Source organism: Nonomuraea sp. NPDC050383 (assembly GCF_044459125.1).
Taxonomy (GTDB): domain Bacteria; phylum Actinomycetota; class Actinomycetes; order Streptosporangiales; family Streptosporangiaceae; genus Nonomuraea.
The window spans coordinates 104906-122210 of the sequence record NZ_JBITIP010000016.1 but is presented as its reverse complement, the minus strand read 5'-3'; the positions used below and the strand labels follow the sequence as shown (position 1 = coordinate 122210).

The following is a 17305-nucleotide window of genomic DNA, read 5'->3' as shown; positions in this document are numbered from 1 at the left end:
CCACCCCTACGGTGGAGGGGGATCGTGAGGAGTGCCATGCCGTCCAGGAAGACCTCGGCCACCGCCGTCGCGCCTGCCGCCGGCCAGGTGGTGTCACGGGTGGTCGACGAGATCAAGCAGTTGATCGTGTCGGGGGATCTGCTGCCCGGTCAGCAGATCCGGCAGGAGCAGATGGCCGCCGCCCTGGGGGTCAGCCGGCTGCCGGTGCGCGAGGCGCTGCGCCAGCTCGCCGCGGACGGCCTGGTGGTCCATGAGCAACATGTCGGCTTCGCCGTGGCCCGGTTGAGCCGGGTGGAGTTCGACCAGGTGTATCTCATGCGCCGGCTGCTGGAGACCGAGGTGATCCGTAGCCTGCCGCAGCCCGCCACCGAGCAGCTCGACCAGATCGCGGCCCTGGCCGAAGAGGTCGAACGAGCCGCCGCCGAGGTGGATCTGCCGCGCATGCGCACTCTCAACAGCCGGTTCCACTTCGCGATCTTCGCCTTGAGCGAGCTGAACCTCGTGGTGGGCGAGATCAGACGCATCTGGACGCGGGCACTGCCCTACCACGCGGTCTACCTCCATGACGAGGCGGGACGGGCACGGATCCTGGACGAGCATCGCGCGATGGTCGCCGCGCTCGGTGCAGGTGACGTGGACCGGCTGGTGGAGCTGATGGACACGCACCGCGCGGGATCGGCGGCACAGCTGAGCCTGATGCTGGCCCCAGGCATGGCACGCTGACCGTCCGCTCAACGGAACATTGTCTCCTTTGCTCGGCTCTGACCTCATAGCGTGAACCGGACTGAAGGAGGAGTCCGGTTGACGACGACCATCCATCTTCCCCCACACCGCCTCAGCGCGGCCTCGCAACGGCTCCGCGACGAGGTCCGGAGCTTCCTGAACGACGAGCTGGAAGCAGGCGCCTTCGTCCCGCGCTGCGACGCGTGGATGTCGGTGACCGATCCGGACTTCAGCCGGCGGCTGGGCGCGCGCGGCTGGATCGGCATGACGCTGCCGAGCGCCTACGGCGGCCATGACCGCTCACCGCTGGAGCGGTTCGTCGTGAGCGAGGAACTGCTGGCCGCGGGCGCGCCCGTCGCCGCGCACTGGATCGCTGACCGCCAGATAGCGCCGTCGATCCTGCGGCACGGCAGCAAGGCGCAGCGGGAGCGCTACCTGCCGGCGATCGCGCGCGGCGAGTGCTACTTCGCCATCGGGATGAGCGAGCCCGACGCGGGCTCCGACCTGGCCTCGGTACGCACCCGCGCCCGGCAGGTCGACGGCGGGTGGGAGATCACCGGGACGAAGGTGTGGACGACCGGGGCGCACTTCGCTCACGCGATCGTCGTCCTGGCCCGTACGGACGGCTCGCCGGCGGACCGGCACGCGGGGCTGTCGCAGTTCATCGTGGACCTGCCGGCGCCGGGCGTCGAGATCCGCCCGATCCGCACCATCGACGGGGAGCACCACTTCAACGAGGTGATCTTCGATGCGGCCGTCGTCGCCGAGGACAGCCTGCTGGGCGAGCGAGGCGCGGGGTGGCGGCAGGTCACCGCCGAGCTGGCCCACGAACGGTCCGGTCCCGAGCGCTACATGAGCACGGTGCCGCTGCTGCGCGCTTGGGCCGAGCAGATGCGGCAGCAGGGCGGCGACGCGGTCGCGGAGCGGGAGCTGGGCAGGCTCACGGCACGCGCCTGGACCCTGCGCCAGATGTCGCTGTCCGTGGCGGCGGCCCTGGCCGAGGGGCGGCCGCCCGAGATCGCCGCCGCGCTGGTGAAGGATCTCGGATCCCGCTTCGAAGGAGACGTGGTGGAGACCGTACGGAGGCTGGCGGGCATCGAGCCTCGTAAGAACGGGCCCGGCCTCGAAGGGCTGCTCGCCGAGGCGATACTGCACACCCCGGCCTTCACCCTGCGAGGCGGAAGCAACGAGATCCTCCGCTCGGTCGTGGCGCGAGGACTGGGGGTCCGATGAACGACGATCTGCGCGCGGAGATCCGCGCCGCGGTGACCGCCATCCTCGGCGGGCAAGGCGAGGGCCGTACGTGCGACGACGGCTTCGGCCGGAGGGTGTGGAAGGACCTGAGCGAGGGCGGATTCCATCTCGTGGGCGTTCCGGAGGCGGCCGGCGGCAGCGGGGGGAGCCTCGGCGATCTGGCGGTGGTGGCGGATCTCGCGGCCTTCCACGCCGTCCCGGTGCCGGTGGTGGAGACCGCCTTTCTCGCCGGTTGGCTGCTGGCGGGCGCCGGGCTGTCCGTGCCCGACGGGCTGGTCGTGGCCTCGCTGGACGAGGCTCGCGGGCACCGGCAGGACGGTGCGCTACGGCTGTCGGGACGCCTTCGCGTGCCGTGGGCCCGCCATGCCGACCACGTCGTCACGATGGTCCGGTGCGGGCAGGAGAACGTAGTCGCCGTCATCCCGGGCGATGCCCGGGCGGACCTCGTGACAGCGGAGAACCTCGCCGGCGAGCCACGCGACATGCTGGTCCTGGAAGGAACGGTGGCGGACGCTTCCGCCGCCGCGCCGCCCGGCCTGGACACCACCGCGCTGCTGCTGCGGGGCGCGCTGGCCAGGTCCGTCCAGCTCGCGGCGGCGGCCCGCGCGGTGCTGGCCTCCGCCCGCCACTACGTCACCGAACGCGAGCAGTTCGGCCGCCCGCTCGCCCGCTTCCAGGCGGTGCAGCAGCACCTGGCGGCACTGGCCGCGGACGTCACCGCCATGCAGGTGAGCGCGGATGCCGCCGTGGCCGCGGTCGAGCACGAGGACGCGGACGCCGAGGTGGCCGTCGCCGCGGCGAAGGCGACCACCTCGGCCGGTGCGCAGCAGGTCGCCGCGATCGGCCATCAGCTGCACGGCGCGCTCGGCTACACCGGCGAGCACCACCTTGGGGCGGTGACCACGCGGCTGTGGGCCTGGCGCGAGGAGTTCGGCGACGAGAGCCACTGGCACGACCGCCTGGCCGCCGCCCTTCACGACCGTGCCTGGTGGCCGCTGCTCGCAGGGGGCACCAGGTGAGCGGGGCCATCCGTGGGGTGCGCGTGCTCGACCTGAGCCGGGTCCTGGCCGGGCCGTTGTGCGCGCAGATGCTCGCCGACCACGGCGCGGAAGTGATCAAAGTGGAGGCGCCCGCGGGCGACGAGACCCGCCGGTGGGGGCCGCCGTTCGTCGACGAGTCCGAGACGACGAGCGCCTACTACCAGGGCCTCAACCGCAGCAAGGCCAACATCGTGCTCGACCTGCGCACACCACCGGGCCGAGAGGTGCTGCACGACCTCATCGCCCGGGCCGACGTGGTCGTGGAGAACTTCAAGACGGGGACGATGGAGGGTTGGGGGCTGGGATACGAGTCCCGGCTCGCGCGGGAGTTCCCCCGGCTGGTCTACTGCCGTATCACCGGCTACGGCGTCGACGGCCCTCTGGGGGGTCTGCCCGGCTACGACGCCGTGCTCCAGGCCTACGGCGGGCTGATGAGCCTGAACGGCGAACGCGACGGGGACCCGCTACGCGTCGGGGTGCCCATCGTGGACCTCACCGCGGCCCACCAGGCGTTCGGGGGTGTGCTGCTGGCCTTGCTGGAGCGCACCGGCGGCGGGCGGGGCCAACTCGTGGACGTGACGCTGTTCGACGCGGTTCTGTCGATCCTGCATCCGCACTCCGCCACCTACCTGCAGTCGGGCGAGGTGCCCGAGCGAACCGGGGCCGCGCATCCGACCGTGGCGCCCTACCAGGTGTTCCGTACCGCGGGCCGGGGCCGTCTGTTCGTCGCCGCCGCCAGCGACGCCCAGTTCGCCGCGCTCACCGAGGTGCTCGGCCGCCCGAACCTGGCCGGCGATCCGCGCTTCCGGCGCAACAAGGACCGGGTGGGCCATCGTACGGAGTTGCTGGCGGAGCTGGAGCCGGTCTTCCTGCTGCACGATGCGGGCGATCTGGCCGAAGAGCTGGCGGCGCGCGGCGTGCCGTCGAGTCCGGTGCACGACATCGACGGCGCTCTGTCCGCACCGCACACGCGGCACCGCGCCATGGTCGTCCAGGACGGGGCGTACCGCGGTATCGGGGTGCCGATCAAGCTGGGCCGGTCGGCGGGGGTGCCGCCGCGTGCCCCCGCGGCGGCAGGGGCCGACACCTGCCGCGTTCTGACCGAGCTGGGCTACAGCCCGGAGCGGATCTCGGCGCTCGGCGGTTCGGGGGCCTTCGGGCCGCACTCACCCTGAGGGCGTCCGGACGCCGTCCAGCACCATGTGAAAGGCCTCCCGCAGCAGGTCAGCGATGTCCTGACCGGCGTCGGAGGTGATCCACCGCATGAAGACGTGCCGGGTGGCCTGCACCACGAGGTAAGCGGGGAGCGAGCGTTCCAAGGGACGCTCGCTCCATCCGATGCGCTGGGCGAGGAACTCCGCCACCGCCTCGGACAGCTCGTCGTCGACCTCCATCCAGCGCAGCCGGTACTGCGGGCTGGCGGCCACCACCGCCAGGAAGCGGCGCTCTGAGGGACCGACCACCTGTTCTTCGAGCGCAGACATCCACACCGCGACCAGCACCTCGACGAGGTTCCCGTCGGAGGGCGCGTCCCGCAGCGCCTTGATGACCAGCTGTGAGCTGTGGCGGAACAGCGGCCGTACGACGTCCTCCTTCACCGGGAAGTGGCGGTAGAACGTACGCGTGGCGATACCGGCCGCCTCGGCGATGCGCTCGACCGTCGCCGAGGTGTCGCCGTCGGCGACGAAGATCTCGGCCGCCTTGTGAGCGATCGTCATCCGCAGCTCTTCGGTACGCCGCTCCGTCAAGCTCGGCCGGCTGGGCTTCGTCATGGGCAGCACCTCATAGCCTCCCAGTCTCCCAGAAGCCCGCTACGCATTTCGTATGCGGAAATTGGATCCGATCCGTTTACACCACTGCAACGGGGTCGTAAGCTCACGAGGTGTCAGTTTGTGCCATGTAGGCACAATGTGCAACCGGCGATGTTGCCGGGGAGGCAAACATGACCACGGCACAGAGCCATGGCTCGCCCATCACCATGATCGACAGGGTGGCGTCCCTACTGCAGGTCTTCGACGGCCACCCCAGGCTCACGCTCGCGCAGATCTCGAGGCAGGCCGACCTGCCGCGCTCATCGGCGCACCGGATCCTGCAACGCCTGGTGGAGCTCGGCTGGGTGGAACGAGAGGGCTACCAGTACCGCCTGGGCCTGCGCATGTTCGAGCTGGGCAGCAAGGTCGTCCAGCGCGAGCGCCTGCACCAGGCATGCCTTCCCTTCATGTACGCCCTGCACCGCTCCACCGGCTTGACGGTGCACCTGAGCGCGCTGATGTCGGACGAGGTCCTGCACCTGGAGCGCATCGGCGACTGGCCGGAGAGGAGAGACGCCTGGCGCCCCGGAGGCCGCCAGCCCGCCGTGCACTCGGCCGCGGGCCGTGCCATCCTCGCGCAACTCACCGAAGCCGAATGGCCGGACCTGAGCTTCCCCGCCCCGGCCACCGTGTACGGCCTCCACACCCTCACCCAGCTGCGACGCGACCTGGAGCGCGTACGCGACCGAGGCGGCGTCGCCGTTGACGTTCAGGGGTGCACCGCGGGCATCACTGCGGTGGCGGCCTCCATCGGACCATCCGGCAGCGACCTACGCGCGGCCCTGTCACTCTGCGGGCCCGCCGAGTCGATGCCGGTCCAGGAAGCCGGCGACGCGGTGCGCATCGCCGCCATGGACATCTGGTACGCCGCCTCCGGACTTACCCGCCGCCCCCGACGGCCCGCGGGTGCCGCCGCGATCACCGGCACCTGCTGAACCACCCCCCATACGAAGGAACTGGTGAACCCATGACCTTGATATCGCCGGACCAGCCCACCTACGTCCTGGCCCCGATGACCGACGTCGACCGCCAGGCCCTCGAAGCGGCCATCGACGTCGCCGAGCCGGGCGCCCTGCTGATGGCGCTGGTCCATCACAGCGGGGACACCGGTCTCCTCGACGAGTTCAGGGCCAGGCTCGACCAGGAGCGCGGCCACCCGCAGGCGATCATGGGGGAGTACCCCGCGACGGTCGCCGCCGAGGTGCGCGAGCGCGCCCGGCACCTGCTCGCCGGGCCGCTCACCCCGAGGATCGCCGTTCCGGACGAGACGCTGTTCCGCCGCATGGCGGAGGTGTGCGTGGACGACGCCGTCGGCGACGAGTACATCCCCCACCTGCTGGAGCAGGGCGGGTTCGAGGCCGCCCGGCGGGTGGTCCCCACCACCCGCACGCCACCGGCGGACTTCACCGTCGCGATCATCGGCTGCGGCATGATCGGCCTGAACGCCGCGATCAAGCTCGGCCAGGCCGGCTTCCGCTACCAGGTGTTCGAGGAGCGCGACGACCTCGGCGGCACGTGGTCGCGCAACACCTATCCGGGCGCCGCCGTCGACACGCCGAGCCACTTCTACTCGTACTCCTTCGAGCTCAACCCCTGCTGGTCGAAGTACTACCCGACGGGTCCGGAATACCTGAGCTACCTGCACCACGTGGCCGCCAAATACGACCTCTACCCGCACATCTCCTTCTCCACGAAGGTGCTCGGCTGTCGCTGGCAGGAGGACGACCAGGTCTGGGAGGTGACGGTCCGCCACCAGGACGGCTCCGCGCGGACGCATCGGGCCAACGCCGTGGTCACCGCCACCGGCGTGCTCAACGCCGCGGCCATCCCCGACATCGACGGGATGGACACCTTCGAAGGCGAGACGATGCACACCGCCGAGTGGCGCCACGACGTGGACCTGAGCGGCAAGCGGGTGGTCGTTCTGGGCACCGGCTGCACCTCCGTCCAGGTGGTGGCCACCATCGCCGAGCAGGTCGAGTCCTTGGACGTCGTGATGCGCCAGCCGCACTGGGTCATCCCCGAGCGCAAGGTCGCCGCCGACGTGCCCGAGGGCATGAGGTGGGCGCTGGAGCACATTCCGTACTTCCACCAGTGGTTCCGCGTCAAGACCTACTGGTGGGCCGCGGACAAGGGCTGGTCCATTCCGCGCATCGACGAGGAGTGGTACGCCACGCACGTCTCGGCGTCCCCGGCCAACGACATGGTGATGCAGGTCTGCCTGGACTACCTTGACCGGTCGTTCGCGGACCGTCCCGATCTGAAGGAGATGCTGACGCCGGACTTCCCGCCCTTCGCCAAGCGGATCGTCAAGGACCCCGGCTTCTTCGAAGCCGTCAAGCGCGACAACGTGTCGCTGCACCGCGGGTCGCTGCGGCAGATCCGCCCGGACGGCGTGGTGACGACGGAGGGCAAGTTCATCGCCGCCGACATCATCATCTGGGCCACCGGCTTCAAGCTCGAATACCTCGGCTTCCTCGACGTCGTCGGCCGCGGCGGCGTCAGGCTGTCCGAGGAATGGGCAGAGGAGAACCCGCGGGCGTATCTGGGCGTCACGGTGCCGGGCTTTCCCAACTTCTTCGTCACGGCCGGTCCGAACGCCGCACCCAATCACGGCGGCGGCCACAACGTCACCAGCGAGGAGCATGTCCACTACATCGTGGAGAGCCTGCAGTACCTCGTAGAGAACGGCCACACCGCGATGGAGCCGACGCGGGAGGCGACTGACGACTACAACCGTCGCGTCGATGAAGAGCTGGACAAAACCGTCTGGAAACACGGCGGCACGGCGACCGGGTACTACCGCAACAAGGCCGGACGTGCCTGGGTGGCCTGCCCCTGGCGGCTGGTCGACTACTGGGCCATGCTGCGCGTGCCGGAGCCGCGCGACCACGTGTTCACCCCGGCGCCCGAAAGCTGATCGTCAGGGATGCGGGGCAGCCCGCACCCCTGACGTGGTCACTCCCCGCGGAACACCGGAGGCCGACGCTGCAGACTCGCCGCGATGCCCTCGGCGCAGTCCGCGGTCGCCCACAGCCGCGCCTGCTCGGCCAGCTCGTGCTCCAGAGCCTCGGCGACGCGGCGCGCGAGACCGGCACGCAACGTCGAGCGGATCGACCTGACCGCCAGCGGTGCCGCCGACGCCAGCTCACGGGCCCAGGCCAGCGCGTGCTCGCGCTGCCGGCCGGGCTCGGCGAGCCGGTCGGCCAGCCCGATGCACTGTGCCTCCCGGCCGCGCACGGGACGGGCGCTCAGCAGCAGGTCGGCTGCCGCCTGCCGGCCGACGATCTCCGGCAGCGTCACACTCAGCCCGAACCCCTGGTGAAAGCCCAGCATCGCGAAGTTCGCGACGAATCGGGTGTGCTCATCGGCCACCCGGAAATCGGCCGCGCACGCCAGCCCCAGCCCTCCGCCCACGGCGGCGCCCTGGACGGCGGCGATGATCGGCGTCCTGATCTCGAACAGCTCCGCTGCCCGCCGGTACAGGCGCTCCGACACGGCCACCCGGTCGCTGTCGAAACCGCCGCCCGTCCCGAAGTCGGCGCCGGCGCAGAAGTGCTTACCCTCGGACGCCAGGACGAGGACCCGGCACTCTGGCCTGTCGTCCAGTTCGCGGGCGGCGTCCACGATCAGGCCGATGAGGTGCTCGTCGAAGTAGTTGGCGGGCGGCCGGCGCATCTCCAGGAGCCCGACCCCGTTCTCCACCGTGACCGACAGGTCCGGCCCTGAACGGGCCGCGGTGTCTGCTTGCACGAACGGCCTCCACACCGTCGGGAATGAGTTCGCCTCCTAAGCTGCCCGACACCGGTCACCGCCCCCACCGAGGTGTCCGCTCAGTGGACGTCCGCCACCGGACGGCGAGCGATCAAGGGGACAGTGCATATCCATGACTTCCGATATCGCCAACCTCCTGCACGCGTTCGCTCGGCTGGCCGACGAGGGCACCCCGCACGATCTCGGCGCCCTGCTCACCGATGACGTGGAGTGGACGATGGCCGGGGCGCACTGGCGCGGACGCGAGCAGACCGTCGCCGGGCTCACCCAGATGCGCGAGCTCGGACACGCGGGCCCGGAGTCGGGCAACCGGCACGTGATCACCAACCTGGAGGTGCACGCCGCCGGCGACCGCGCCACGGCATCGTCCTACTTCCTGCTCGTATCGTCCGGCCCGCCGGCGATTGCCGTCGCAGGCTCCTACCGGGACGAGCTCAGACGCGGCCAGGACGGCCGCTGGCTCCTGGCACGCCGCGAGGTGACGACCTGAGGCGCATAGCCGTCCACTCACCGGAACACCGTCCCGCGACCGCGTCGCCTCAGCCCTAGCGTCGGGTCACCAGCCCGTAAGCGATGCCGCTCACCGCAGGGGGACAGCACATGACAACCACCGACCCTCGCCTCAGCAAGGCCCTTGATCGCGCGCTCGATCTGGGGGAGATCGGCATCGCCGTCGCCGCCTACCACCGGGGCGAGCTGATCGCCGACGCCGTCGCCGGGGTCACCGACGTCGCCACCGGCGCACCCGTGGACGAGCGCACCCTGTTCCCGGTGTTCTCCGTGACCAAGGGCGTCACCGCGGCGGCGCTCCACCTGCAGGCCGAGCGCGGGCTGGTCGACCTCCAGGCGCCGATCGCCCGGTACTGGCCGGAGTTCGCGGCCAACGGCAAGCAGACCATCACGGTCGAGCAGGCACTGTCGCATCGGGCGGGAATCCCGCAGATGCCCGAGGGCGTCACCCCGGAGCTGCTGGCCGACTGGGACTGGATGACGGACCAGATCGCCGGCTTCACCCCTCTTCACGAGCCGGGCACGACCAGCGCCTACCACGTCCTGGTCTGGGGCTGGATCGCCGGCGAGGTCGTGCGCCGCACCGATCCCGCGCACCGTCCCTTCGACGTCTTCGTCGCCGAGGAGATCTGCGCGCCGCTCGGCGTCACCGACTTCCACCTCGGGGTCTCCGACGGCGACCTCGGACGGGTGGCCACCCTGTACGGAGGCAACGCGTTCGCGATCACCGACGAGCACAACATCAGCCCCCAGGCCGTCTTCCCCGGCTCCGACGTGCACAATCAGCCGGTCATGCAGCAGGCCGTGGACCCCGGCGCGGGCGCGATCGCCACCGCGGGCTCGGTGGCCAGGATCTTCGCGATGCTGGCCGAGGGCGGGCAACTTGACGGCGTCCGGCTGCTGTCGCCGGACAGGGTCGCCAGGTTCACCCGCCCGCGCACGGACGCGCACGCCCCGGACCAGGTGCTGACCATCCCGGTGTGGTTCGGCGCGAACGGGTTCTGGCTCGGTGGCGAGGCCGGCGCCTCCGACCCGCTCGTGGGCGACCACCGCTCCGTCATCTACAGCCCCGGCGCGGGAGGCTCCGTCGCCTGGGCCGATCTCCGCGACCGGATCGCGGTCGCCATCTGCCACAACAACATGGACGCCCCGGTGGGCGCCTTCGAGCCCGTGGTGCGCGCCATCCGCGAGATCGTCGCCGAGCGTGAGGAGAGCATGCGATGAGTACGGCACGAGAATTGTTCGGCGGCGGCGTCGCGGTGATCACCGGGGCGGGTGCGGGGATCGGCGCTGGCCTGGCCCGATATGCGGCCCGTGAGCTCGGCATGACCGTGGCGCTGGCCGACGTGGACGCCGGGGCGATCGCAGCCCTGCGGGCGGAGCTGGAGCAGGACGGCGCCCGCGCCCTCGACGTCGTCTGCGACGTGCGCGACGCCGCCGCCCTCGATCGCCTGGCCGAGACCGCTGTCGCCGAGCTCGGCCCGGTCCGGCTGCTGGTGAACAACGCCGGCGTGGAGCAGTTCGGCTACCTGTGGGACACGCCGGTGGCCAACTGGGAGCGTCTAGTGGCGATCAACATCAGCGGCGTCTTCCACGGCATCAAGGCGTTCCTGCCGCGCATGATGGCCGAGCAGGGCCGGTCGTGGGTGTGGAACCTGTCGTCCATCGGCGGGGTCAGCGCCAGCCCTCTGCAGGCGCCGTACATCATGAGCAAGCACGCCGTCCTGGCGCTCACCGAATGCCTGCGCCAGGAGGTCGAGCTCGCCGGACACGGGCATCACGTCCACGTCCAGGCGGTGCTTCCCGGAGCCGTGGCCTCGAACATCTTCGAGTCCGCCGGCGCCGTCGAACACGGGGACGTCGCCGCCGCCGAGGACCACCGCGCGGCCATGCTGCAGATCAAGGCCCAGGCGATGGACCCGCTCGACGCCGCCCGGGTGTTCTTCGACCAGGCCGCCGCGGACGAGTTCTACCTGCTGTCGCAGCCCTTCGTCGCCGACGCCATGGCAGAACGCGCCGACACCCTGACCCACCGCCGTGCCCCGCGTCTGCCGCAGGGCGAGTTCTCCGTCCCTGCCTCATGACCTCGCCCTTCCACCTGGACCCGGACGCCGCCGCCATCGCCGCGGCCCTGGCCGATGTGCCGCCCATGCGCGAGCGCGGCCTCGCCGCGATCCGGCACGCCATGGAGACGATGCCGCTGCCCGCGGACCTGCCCGTCATGGCCGCCACTCAGGACCACTCGATCGACGGGCCGTGGGGGGAGATCCCGCTACGCGTCCACCGCCCGACCCTCGACGAGCACGCGCCGGTGCTGGTTTACTTCCACGGCGGCGGCATGTGCCTGGGCTCCAACCACTCCTTCGAACCGCTGGCCCGCCACCTGGCCCACCACAGCGGCGCCACGGTCGTGTCGGTCGGATACCATCTCGCGCCGGAGTCGCCGCCGCCCGCCCAGTTCGACGACGCCTACACCGCCACCGTCTGGACCGCCGAACACGCCGCCGACCTGCCTATCGACCCGGACCGGCTCGCCGTCGTCGGCGACAGCGCGGGCGGCACCCTGGCGGCGGCGGTGGCCCTGGCCGCGCGGGATCGAGGCGGGCCGGCGATCCGTTGCCAGGTGCTCGCCTATCCCGGCATCGACCGGGATCTGGCCGCCCGGTCGATGACCGAGTACGCGCACGCGCCGATCCTGAGCAGGGACGACGTCCTCTTCCTGAACGAGAACGCCGACTCCGGACAGGGCCACCCGGACAGCCCCTACCGCATCCCCGCCTACGCCGCCGACCTGCGCGGCCTGCCACCGGCCATCGTGGTGACGGCCGAATCCGACCCGATCAGGGACTGGGGCGAACGCTACGCCCGCCGGCTGCGCGAGGCCGGCGTCCAGACGACCCACACCCGCTATCCCGGCACCTACCACGGCTTCCTCGCGCAGTCCGACCACCTCGCCAGGGGCCGGCTGGCCGTCGCCGAGATCGGCGCGCTGCTGCGCGCCAAGTTCGCCCACCCGCTGCCCTTCTGACCTAGGAGAACCTGTGGCCGATCCGTTCGCCGACGCCCGCGTACTGGCAGCCAGACGGCTGTCGAGCGGGTACACGTGGGCCGAATGCCCCCGCTGGCACGACGGGGCGCTGTGGTTCAGCGACATGTACGCCCACCGCATCGTGCGCCTCGACGACGACGGCACCTCGCACACCGTGGCCGACCTGTCGCAGCGCACGTCCGTCAACGGCACCGAGGTCATCCCCGGCGGGTTCGGCTGGCTGCCCGACGGCAGACTGATCGTCACCTCGATGCACGAGCGGCTCGTCCTGGCCTTCGACGGCGAGCGGTTCACCGTCCACGCCGACCTGCGGGAGCTGGCGAGCGGACCGATCAACGACATGGTCGTGGACGGAGACGGCCGCGCCTACGTCACCCAGCTCGGCTTCGAGCTGTTCCAGGGGGAGGAGCCGCGCGACTCGCCGCTGCTGGTCGTGGAACCCGCCGGCACCGCATACGCCCTGACCGGCCTGGGCGGCATGTCCGGCGCGAACGGCATCGCGATCACCGCCGACGGACGCCACGTGTTCACCGCCGAGGCGTTCGCCAACCGCATCACCGTGCTGGACCGCGACGCCTTCGGCCGGCTGGACGGCCGTCGTGTCTTCGCCGTTACGCCCTCCCTACCGGACGGCATCTGCCTGGACGACGACGGCGGCGTCTGGGCGGGAATGCCCGGCGTGGCCGTCGCCCGCTTCGTCGAGGGCGGCGCCATCACCGACGTGGTGCCGTTCGACGCCGCCGAGGCCCTGCCGCCCGCGTGCGTCCTCGGCGGCGCCGACCGGCGCACCCTCTACATCTGCGCCGGCCTGGACGTCATGGACTGGGCGGAGTCCCGCCGCAACCGCCGCGGGACCATCTGGCAGGTCCCGGTCCAGGTGAGCGGCGGAGCCAACCGTCCATGACCGAGAAGGGACCCCAGATGGACCAGCTTTCCTTCGACGACCGCGTCGTGATCGTGACCGGCGCCGGACGCGGCATCGGCCGGGCGCATGCCCTGCTGCTGGCCGCCCGCGGGGCCGGCGTCGTCGTCGCCGACCTAGGGGCCAGCGTGGACGGCTCCGGCGTCGAGGGCGACGACCCGGCCGCCGACGTCGTCGCCGAGATCCGTGCCGCCGGCGGGCGGGCCGTCGCCTGCCGCGCCGACGTCTCCACCGAAGTCGGTGCCGCCGCCGTGGTCGAAGCCGCCCTGGCCGAGTTCGGCCGGCTCGACGCGGTGGTGAACAACGCCGGCATCGTCCGGACCGGGCACTTCGACGAGATCCCGATCGAGGAGTACCGGCGCCACCTCGACGTGCACTTCTTCGGCTCGCTGCACGTCTGCCGCGCCGCCTGGCCGCACCTGATCGCCTCCGGCACCGGCCGGGTGGTCAACACGGTCTCCGCCGCGATGCTCGGCAACCCGCTGATGACCCACTACGGGAGCTCCAAGGGAGCGGTCTTCGCCCTCACCCGCAACCTCGCCATCGAAGGCGCCCCGCATGGTGTGCTGGTCAACGCCCTGGCGCCTGGAGCCGGCACCCGCATGGCCGAGAACTCGGCCGACTCGCTGCCTCCCGACGTGATGGAGTACCTGCGCACCCAGCTCCTGCCCGAGCACGTGGCCCCGGTGGCCGCCTACCTCGTCCACCCCTCCTGCCGGGTGAGCGGCGAGGTCTTCAACGCCGCCGGCGGCATCGTCAACCGGATCGCCGTCGTCACCACCCAGGGCATCCACGAGCCCGGCCTGACCATCGAGACGGTGGCCGAACGGTTCGACGAGATCATGGCCCTCACCCCCGAGGCGCGGCCGGAAACCATCACCCTGACTTCGACGGAGAGCTGATGACCACCCCCATCGAGTTCCCCTTCGCGCCCCGGCCACCCGCCGAGGCCGTGGAACACCTGCGGCGCCTCATGGCCGACCGCCCCATGACCAAGGTCACCATGCCGTACGGCGGCGACGTCTGGATCGTGCACCGCAACCGGGCGGCCCGGGAGATGCTCGGCGACCGGCGCTTCGTCCGGGAACCGTTCCGCACGGGGGAGCGGGAGGTGCCGTTCTTCGTGCCCTTCCCGGACTTCCTGCGCACGACGCTGCAGTTCGAGGACCCGCCCCAGCACACCAGGCTGCGCAGGCTGGTGCAGAAGGCGATCTCGCCACGGCGCGTACGCGACATGCGCGACTCGGCCGTCGCCTTCGCCAACGAGCTGATCGACGGCATGATCGCCCGCGGCGGCGTGCGCAACCTGGTCGCCGAGTACGCCGTGCCGCTGCCCATCGAGATGCTCAGCTCGCTGCTCGGCGTGCCGTCGTCCGACCGGGAGAAGTTCGAGCGCTGGAGCTCCTCCACCCTGTCGGTGGCCGGGAAATCGGAGGAGGAGATCGCCGCGGACATGGGCGAGCTGGCCGCGTACATGACCGATCTGATCGCCAAGCGGCGGGCGGAACCACGGGACGACCTGCTCAGCTCCCTCGCTCACGCCCACGAGCGGGACGAGACGCTCACCGACGCCGAGATCCTGCCCATCGCGTTCCTGCTCATCGTGGGAGGCTTCGACAACACCGCCAACTTCCTGACCACCGGCGTGCTGTCGCTGCTGCGCTCCGACGAGCAGCGGGAGCTGTTCCTGACCGACCCCGATGCCCTGGCTCCCACGGCCGCCGAAGAAGTGCTGCGCCACGGCGGCTTCATGATGGGCGGCCCGGTCGGGGGAGGGGGCGGCCTGGTGCCGTTCGTCGCGACGGAGGACGTGGTCATCGACGGACAACTGATCGCCGCCGGGGAGGCGGTCAGCATGGACCCGGGCGCCGCCAACCACGACCCCGACGTCGTGCCGGATCCGGGCCGCTTCGACATCACCAGGGTCGACAACCCGCACCTGATGCTCAGCTACGGCATGCACCACTGCCTCGGCGCGCCGCTGGCCCGCATGGAGCTGCAGGTGGGCATGGCAGAGATCTTCAAGCGGCTCCCGCAACTGCGACTCGCGGGCGAGCCCGTCGTCCGCTACGACGTGCTGACCCAGCCGATGACCGAACTGCCCGTCACCTGGTGAGCGCGATGCCGAAAGTGTTCTACACCCAGCCCGACGGCCGCCAGGAAGTGGTCGAAGCGGCCGCCGGCGACTCGGTCATGCAGACCGCGGTCCGCAACGGCGTCTCCGGCATCGTCGGCCAGTGCGGCGGCTCCCTGTCGTGCGCGACCTGCCACGTCTTCCTCGCCGAGGAGAACGCGGACGACTTCCCCGCCGTCAGTGACGACGAGGACGAGATGCTCGACTGTGCCGCCACCGAACGCCAGGACAACTCCCGCCTGTCGTGCCAGCTCGTCCTGCGCGAGAGCCAGGAGGTCCGCGTGACCGTCCCGGAAGCCCAGCTGTGAACCTGCTCGTGGTCGGCGCGGGCCAAGCCGGCGTGCAGTTCGCGAGCAGCGCTCGAGACCTGGGCTGGGAGGGCTCCATCACCCTCATCGGGCAGGAACCGCACGCCCCCTACGCCCGGCCGCCTCTTTCGAAGGCGTTCCTCAAAGGCGAGGCATCGCTCACGTCACTCGCGCTGCGCAGCGCCGCCTTCTACTTGGAGCAGCGCATCGATCTGGTGACCGAGGAGCACATCGACCGGATCGATCTCGCCGGCGACGGCGCGGGCACGGCCACCTCCGCCACCGGCCGCCGCTGGAGGTTCGACCGTCTCGTGCTGGCCACCGGCGCGCGTCCCCGCCGCCTCCCGGCCGAGGGCGCCGACCTCGGCGGCGTGCTGACGCTACGCGACGTCCACGACGCGCAGGTCCTCGCCGGGCGCCTGGCCACCGCCAAGGCCCTGGTCGTCATCGGCGGTGGTTTCATCGGCTTGGAGGTGGCCGCCACCGCCGCCGCGGCCGGCGTGCCGACGACGGTGGTCGAAGCCGCACCCGCGCTGATGAATCGCGTCGTCAGCACGACCACGGCGGAGATCGTCGCCATCGCGCACCGCGCGGCCGGCGTGCGGATCCGCACGGGACTGCGCCCTGTCCGCTTGCGCGGCATGGATGGCGCAGTCGTCGCGGTCGAACTGGACAACGGCGACGAACTGCCCGCAGACCTCGTGGTCGTCGGAGTGGGCGCCCAACCACGGGACGAACTCGCCCGCTCCGCCGGCCTGCACTGCGACAACGGCATCGTCGTTGACGCCTGCTCCCTGGCCTCCGACGGCCACACCATCGCCGTAGGGGACTGTGCGAACCTCCCCGATCCTTCGCTCGCCGCGGACCACGCTCCGCGGCTGCGGCTGGAAAGCGTCGACAACGCCGTCGAGCAGGCCACCTCGGCCGCCGGCACGCTGGTCGGCCTGCACCGCCCCTACCGCGGCGTTCCCTGGTTCTGGTCCGACCAGGGAGGCCTCAAGCTGCAGATCGCCGGACTGGCCCGGCCGGACGACGAGATCGTGCCCCGCGGAGGCCGACGCCCCGGGCAACACACGACGCTGCGCTATCGGGGGTCACGGCTGGTCGCCGCCGAATGCGTCAACAGCCCCGCCGACTTCCTCACGGTACGCCGGGCTCTCGGCGAGGGCGTCTGCCTGCCACGGACCATGGCCACGGACACCAGCCGGTCGCTGAAAGAACACCTCGCCAACACGAAGGAGTCGCCATGCCCCTGAAGGGGAAGTACGAACCGAGCCCCGCCGACTGGGTGGCCCAGCAGGTCGAGCTCTACGAACGCACCGGCGGCGCGGAGGGCGGAACCTTGCAGGGCCGCCCCGTCGTCATCCTCTCGACCACAGGCGCGAAGTCCGGGAAGATCCGCAAGACGCCGCTGATGCGGGTCACCGACGGCACTCGCTATGCCGTCGTCGCCTCCCAGGGAGGGGCGCCCACCCATCCGTTCTGGTTCCACAACATCATGGCCGACCCGCACGTCTCCCTGCAGGACGGCGTAGCCGTCCGCGACTACGTCGCCCGCCGGGTCGACGGCGAAGAACGCCAGAAGTGGTGGGCCATGGCCGTGGAGACCTGGCCCGACTACGAGGAGTACCGCAAGCGGACCGACCGCGATATCCCGGTCTTCGTCCTCGAGCCATCCTCCTGACAGGGGTGCGGCGGGAGATGGCACGCAAGGGGAACGACCTGCAGCGCCGGCATGCCGAAACACGCGGCTGGGCATCCCCATCGGGAGAGCCACCGG

Annotated in this window: 18 protein-coding genes; 16 read left to right on the top strand and 2 right to left on the bottom strand. The window is 71.2% G+C overall.

Annotation, left to right across the window (positions count from 1 at the left end; all coding sequences use genetic code 11):
* The first annotated feature begins 36 nt into the window (after positions 1 to 36).
* From ACIBG4_RS32605 to ACIBG4_RS32590, 4 genes are all read left to right on the top strand, one after another.
* A complete protein-coding gene (locus ACIBG4_RS32605; protein WP_397205196.1) occupies positions 37 to 723 on the top strand; it encodes a GntR family transcriptional regulator in 687 nt (228 codons plus the stop codon).
* Between the two features lie 78 nt (positions 724 to 801).
* Positions 802 to 1956, top strand: a complete 1155-nt coding sequence (locus tag ACIBG4_RS32600; RefSeq protein WP_397205194.1) for an acyl-CoA dehydrogenase family protein — start codon at positions 802 to 804, stop codon at positions 1954 to 1956.
* A complete protein-coding gene (locus ACIBG4_RS32595) occupies positions 1953 to 2996 on the top strand; it encodes an acyl-CoA dehydrogenase family protein (RefSeq protein WP_397205192.1) in 1044 nt (347 codons plus the stop codon). Before ACIBG4_RS32600 ends, ACIBG4_RS32595 begins: the two co-directional genes overlap by 4 nt.
* Entirely contained in the window at positions 2993 to 4192 is a 1200-nt protein-coding gene (locus tag ACIBG4_RS32590) for a CaiB/BaiF CoA transferase family protein (protein WP_397205190.1), read from the top strand. Before ACIBG4_RS32595 ends, ACIBG4_RS32590 begins: the two co-directional genes overlap by 4 nt.
* Here ACIBG4_RS32590 and ACIBG4_RS32585 read toward each other — a convergent pair.
* Entirely contained in the window at positions 4184 to 4789 is a 606-nt protein-coding gene (locus ACIBG4_RS32585; protein WP_397205188.1) for a TetR/AcrR family transcriptional regulator, read from the bottom strand. The two genes, ACIBG4_RS32590 and ACIBG4_RS32585, sit on opposite strands and share 9 nt — an antisense overlap.
* A gap of 170 nt (positions 4790 to 4959) precedes the next feature.
* Here ACIBG4_RS32585 and ACIBG4_RS32580 point away from each other — a divergent pair, with 170 nt between their 5' ends.
* Both ACIBG4_RS32580 and ACIBG4_RS32575 read left to right on the top strand, forming a co-directional pair.
* Complete coding sequence (locus ACIBG4_RS32580; protein WP_397205186.1) at positions 4960 to 5763, top strand: IclR family transcriptional regulator; 804 nt, start codon at positions 4960 to 4962, stop codon at positions 5761 to 5763.
* A gap of 32 nt (positions 5764 to 5795) precedes the next feature.
* Entirely contained in the window at positions 5796 to 7748 is a 1953-nt protein-coding gene (locus ACIBG4_RS32575; RefSeq protein ID WP_397205184.1) for a flavin-containing monooxygenase, read from the top strand.
* A 38-nt stretch (positions 7749 to 7786) separates the two neighbouring features.
* Here the strand turns inward: ACIBG4_RS32575 and ACIBG4_RS32570 are convergent, their stop codons facing one another.
* Positions 7787 to 8581 (bottom strand): enoyl-CoA hydratase/isomerase family protein, encoded by a 795-nt coding sequence (locus tag ACIBG4_RS32570; protein ID WP_397205182.1) that lies wholly within the window; start codon positions 8579 to 8581, stop codon positions 7787 to 7789.
* A gap of 133 nt (positions 8582 to 8714) precedes the next feature.
* Between ACIBG4_RS32570 and ACIBG4_RS32565 the strand changes: the two genes are divergently transcribed.
* The 10 genes from ACIBG4_RS32565 to ACIBG4_RS32520 all read left to right on the top strand — a co-directional run bounded on the left by ACIBG4_RS32565 (position 8715) and on the right by ACIBG4_RS32520 (position 17209).
* A complete protein-coding gene (locus ACIBG4_RS32565; protein ID WP_397205180.1) occupies positions 8715 to 9092 on the top strand; it encodes a nuclear transport factor 2 family protein in 378 nt (125 codons plus the stop codon).
* A gap of 110 nt (positions 9093 to 9202) precedes the next feature.
* Entirely contained in the window at positions 9203 to 10336 is a 1134-nt protein-coding gene (locus ACIBG4_RS32560; RefSeq protein ID WP_397205178.1) for a serine hydrolase domain-containing protein, read from the top strand.
* Positions 10333 to 11196 (top strand): SDR family NAD(P)-dependent oxidoreductase, encoded by an 864-nt coding sequence (locus ACIBG4_RS32555; protein ID WP_397205176.1) that lies wholly within the window; start codon positions 10333 to 10335, stop codon positions 11194 to 11196. Before ACIBG4_RS32560 ends, ACIBG4_RS32555 begins: the two co-directional genes overlap by 4 nt.
* On the top strand, positions 11193 to 12140 hold the full coding sequence (locus tag ACIBG4_RS32550) for an alpha/beta hydrolase (protein ID WP_397205174.1): 948 nt from the start codon (positions 11193 to 11195) through the stop codon (positions 12138 to 12140). Before ACIBG4_RS32555 ends, ACIBG4_RS32550 begins: the two co-directional genes overlap by 4 nt.
* A gap of 13 nt (positions 12141 to 12153) precedes the next feature.
* On the top strand, positions 12154 to 13065 hold the full coding sequence (locus ACIBG4_RS32545; protein WP_397205172.1) for an SMP-30/gluconolactonase/LRE family protein: 912 nt from the start codon (positions 12154 to 12156) through the stop codon (positions 13063 to 13065).
* 17 nt (positions 13066 to 13082) lie between these two features.
* The gene (locus ACIBG4_RS32540) at positions 13083 to 13985 is read left to right on the top strand and encodes an SDR family NAD(P)-dependent oxidoreductase (protein ID WP_397205170.1); all 903 of its coding nucleotides are present in this window, start codon (positions 13083 to 13085) and stop codon (positions 13983 to 13985) included.
* A complete protein-coding gene (locus ACIBG4_RS32535) occupies positions 13985 to 15199 on the top strand; it encodes a cytochrome P450 (protein WP_397205168.1) in 1215 nt (404 codons plus the stop codon). Before ACIBG4_RS32540 ends, ACIBG4_RS32535 begins: the two co-directional genes overlap by 1 nt.
* 5 nt (positions 15200 to 15204) lie before the next feature.
* Complete coding sequence (locus tag ACIBG4_RS32530) at positions 15205 to 15525, top strand: 2Fe-2S iron-sulfur cluster-binding protein (protein ID WP_397205166.1); 321 nt, start codon at positions 15205 to 15207, stop codon at positions 15523 to 15525.
* Positions 15522 to 16781, top strand: coding sequence for an NAD(P)/FAD-dependent oxidoreductase (locus ACIBG4_RS32525; RefSeq protein ID WP_397205164.1), 1260 nt, complete (start codon positions 15522 to 15524; stop codon positions 16779 to 16781). The genes ACIBG4_RS32530 and ACIBG4_RS32525 overlap by 4 nt, the downstream gene beginning before the upstream one ends.
* Positions 16772 to 17209: a nitroreductase family deazaflavin-dependent oxidoreductase gene (locus tag ACIBG4_RS32520; protein WP_397205162.1), complete on the top strand. Its 438-nt coding sequence runs from the start codon at positions 16772 to 16774 to the stop codon at positions 17207 to 17209. Before ACIBG4_RS32525 ends, ACIBG4_RS32520 begins: the two co-directional genes overlap by 10 nt.
* Positions 17210 to 17305: the final 96 nt, after the last annotated feature.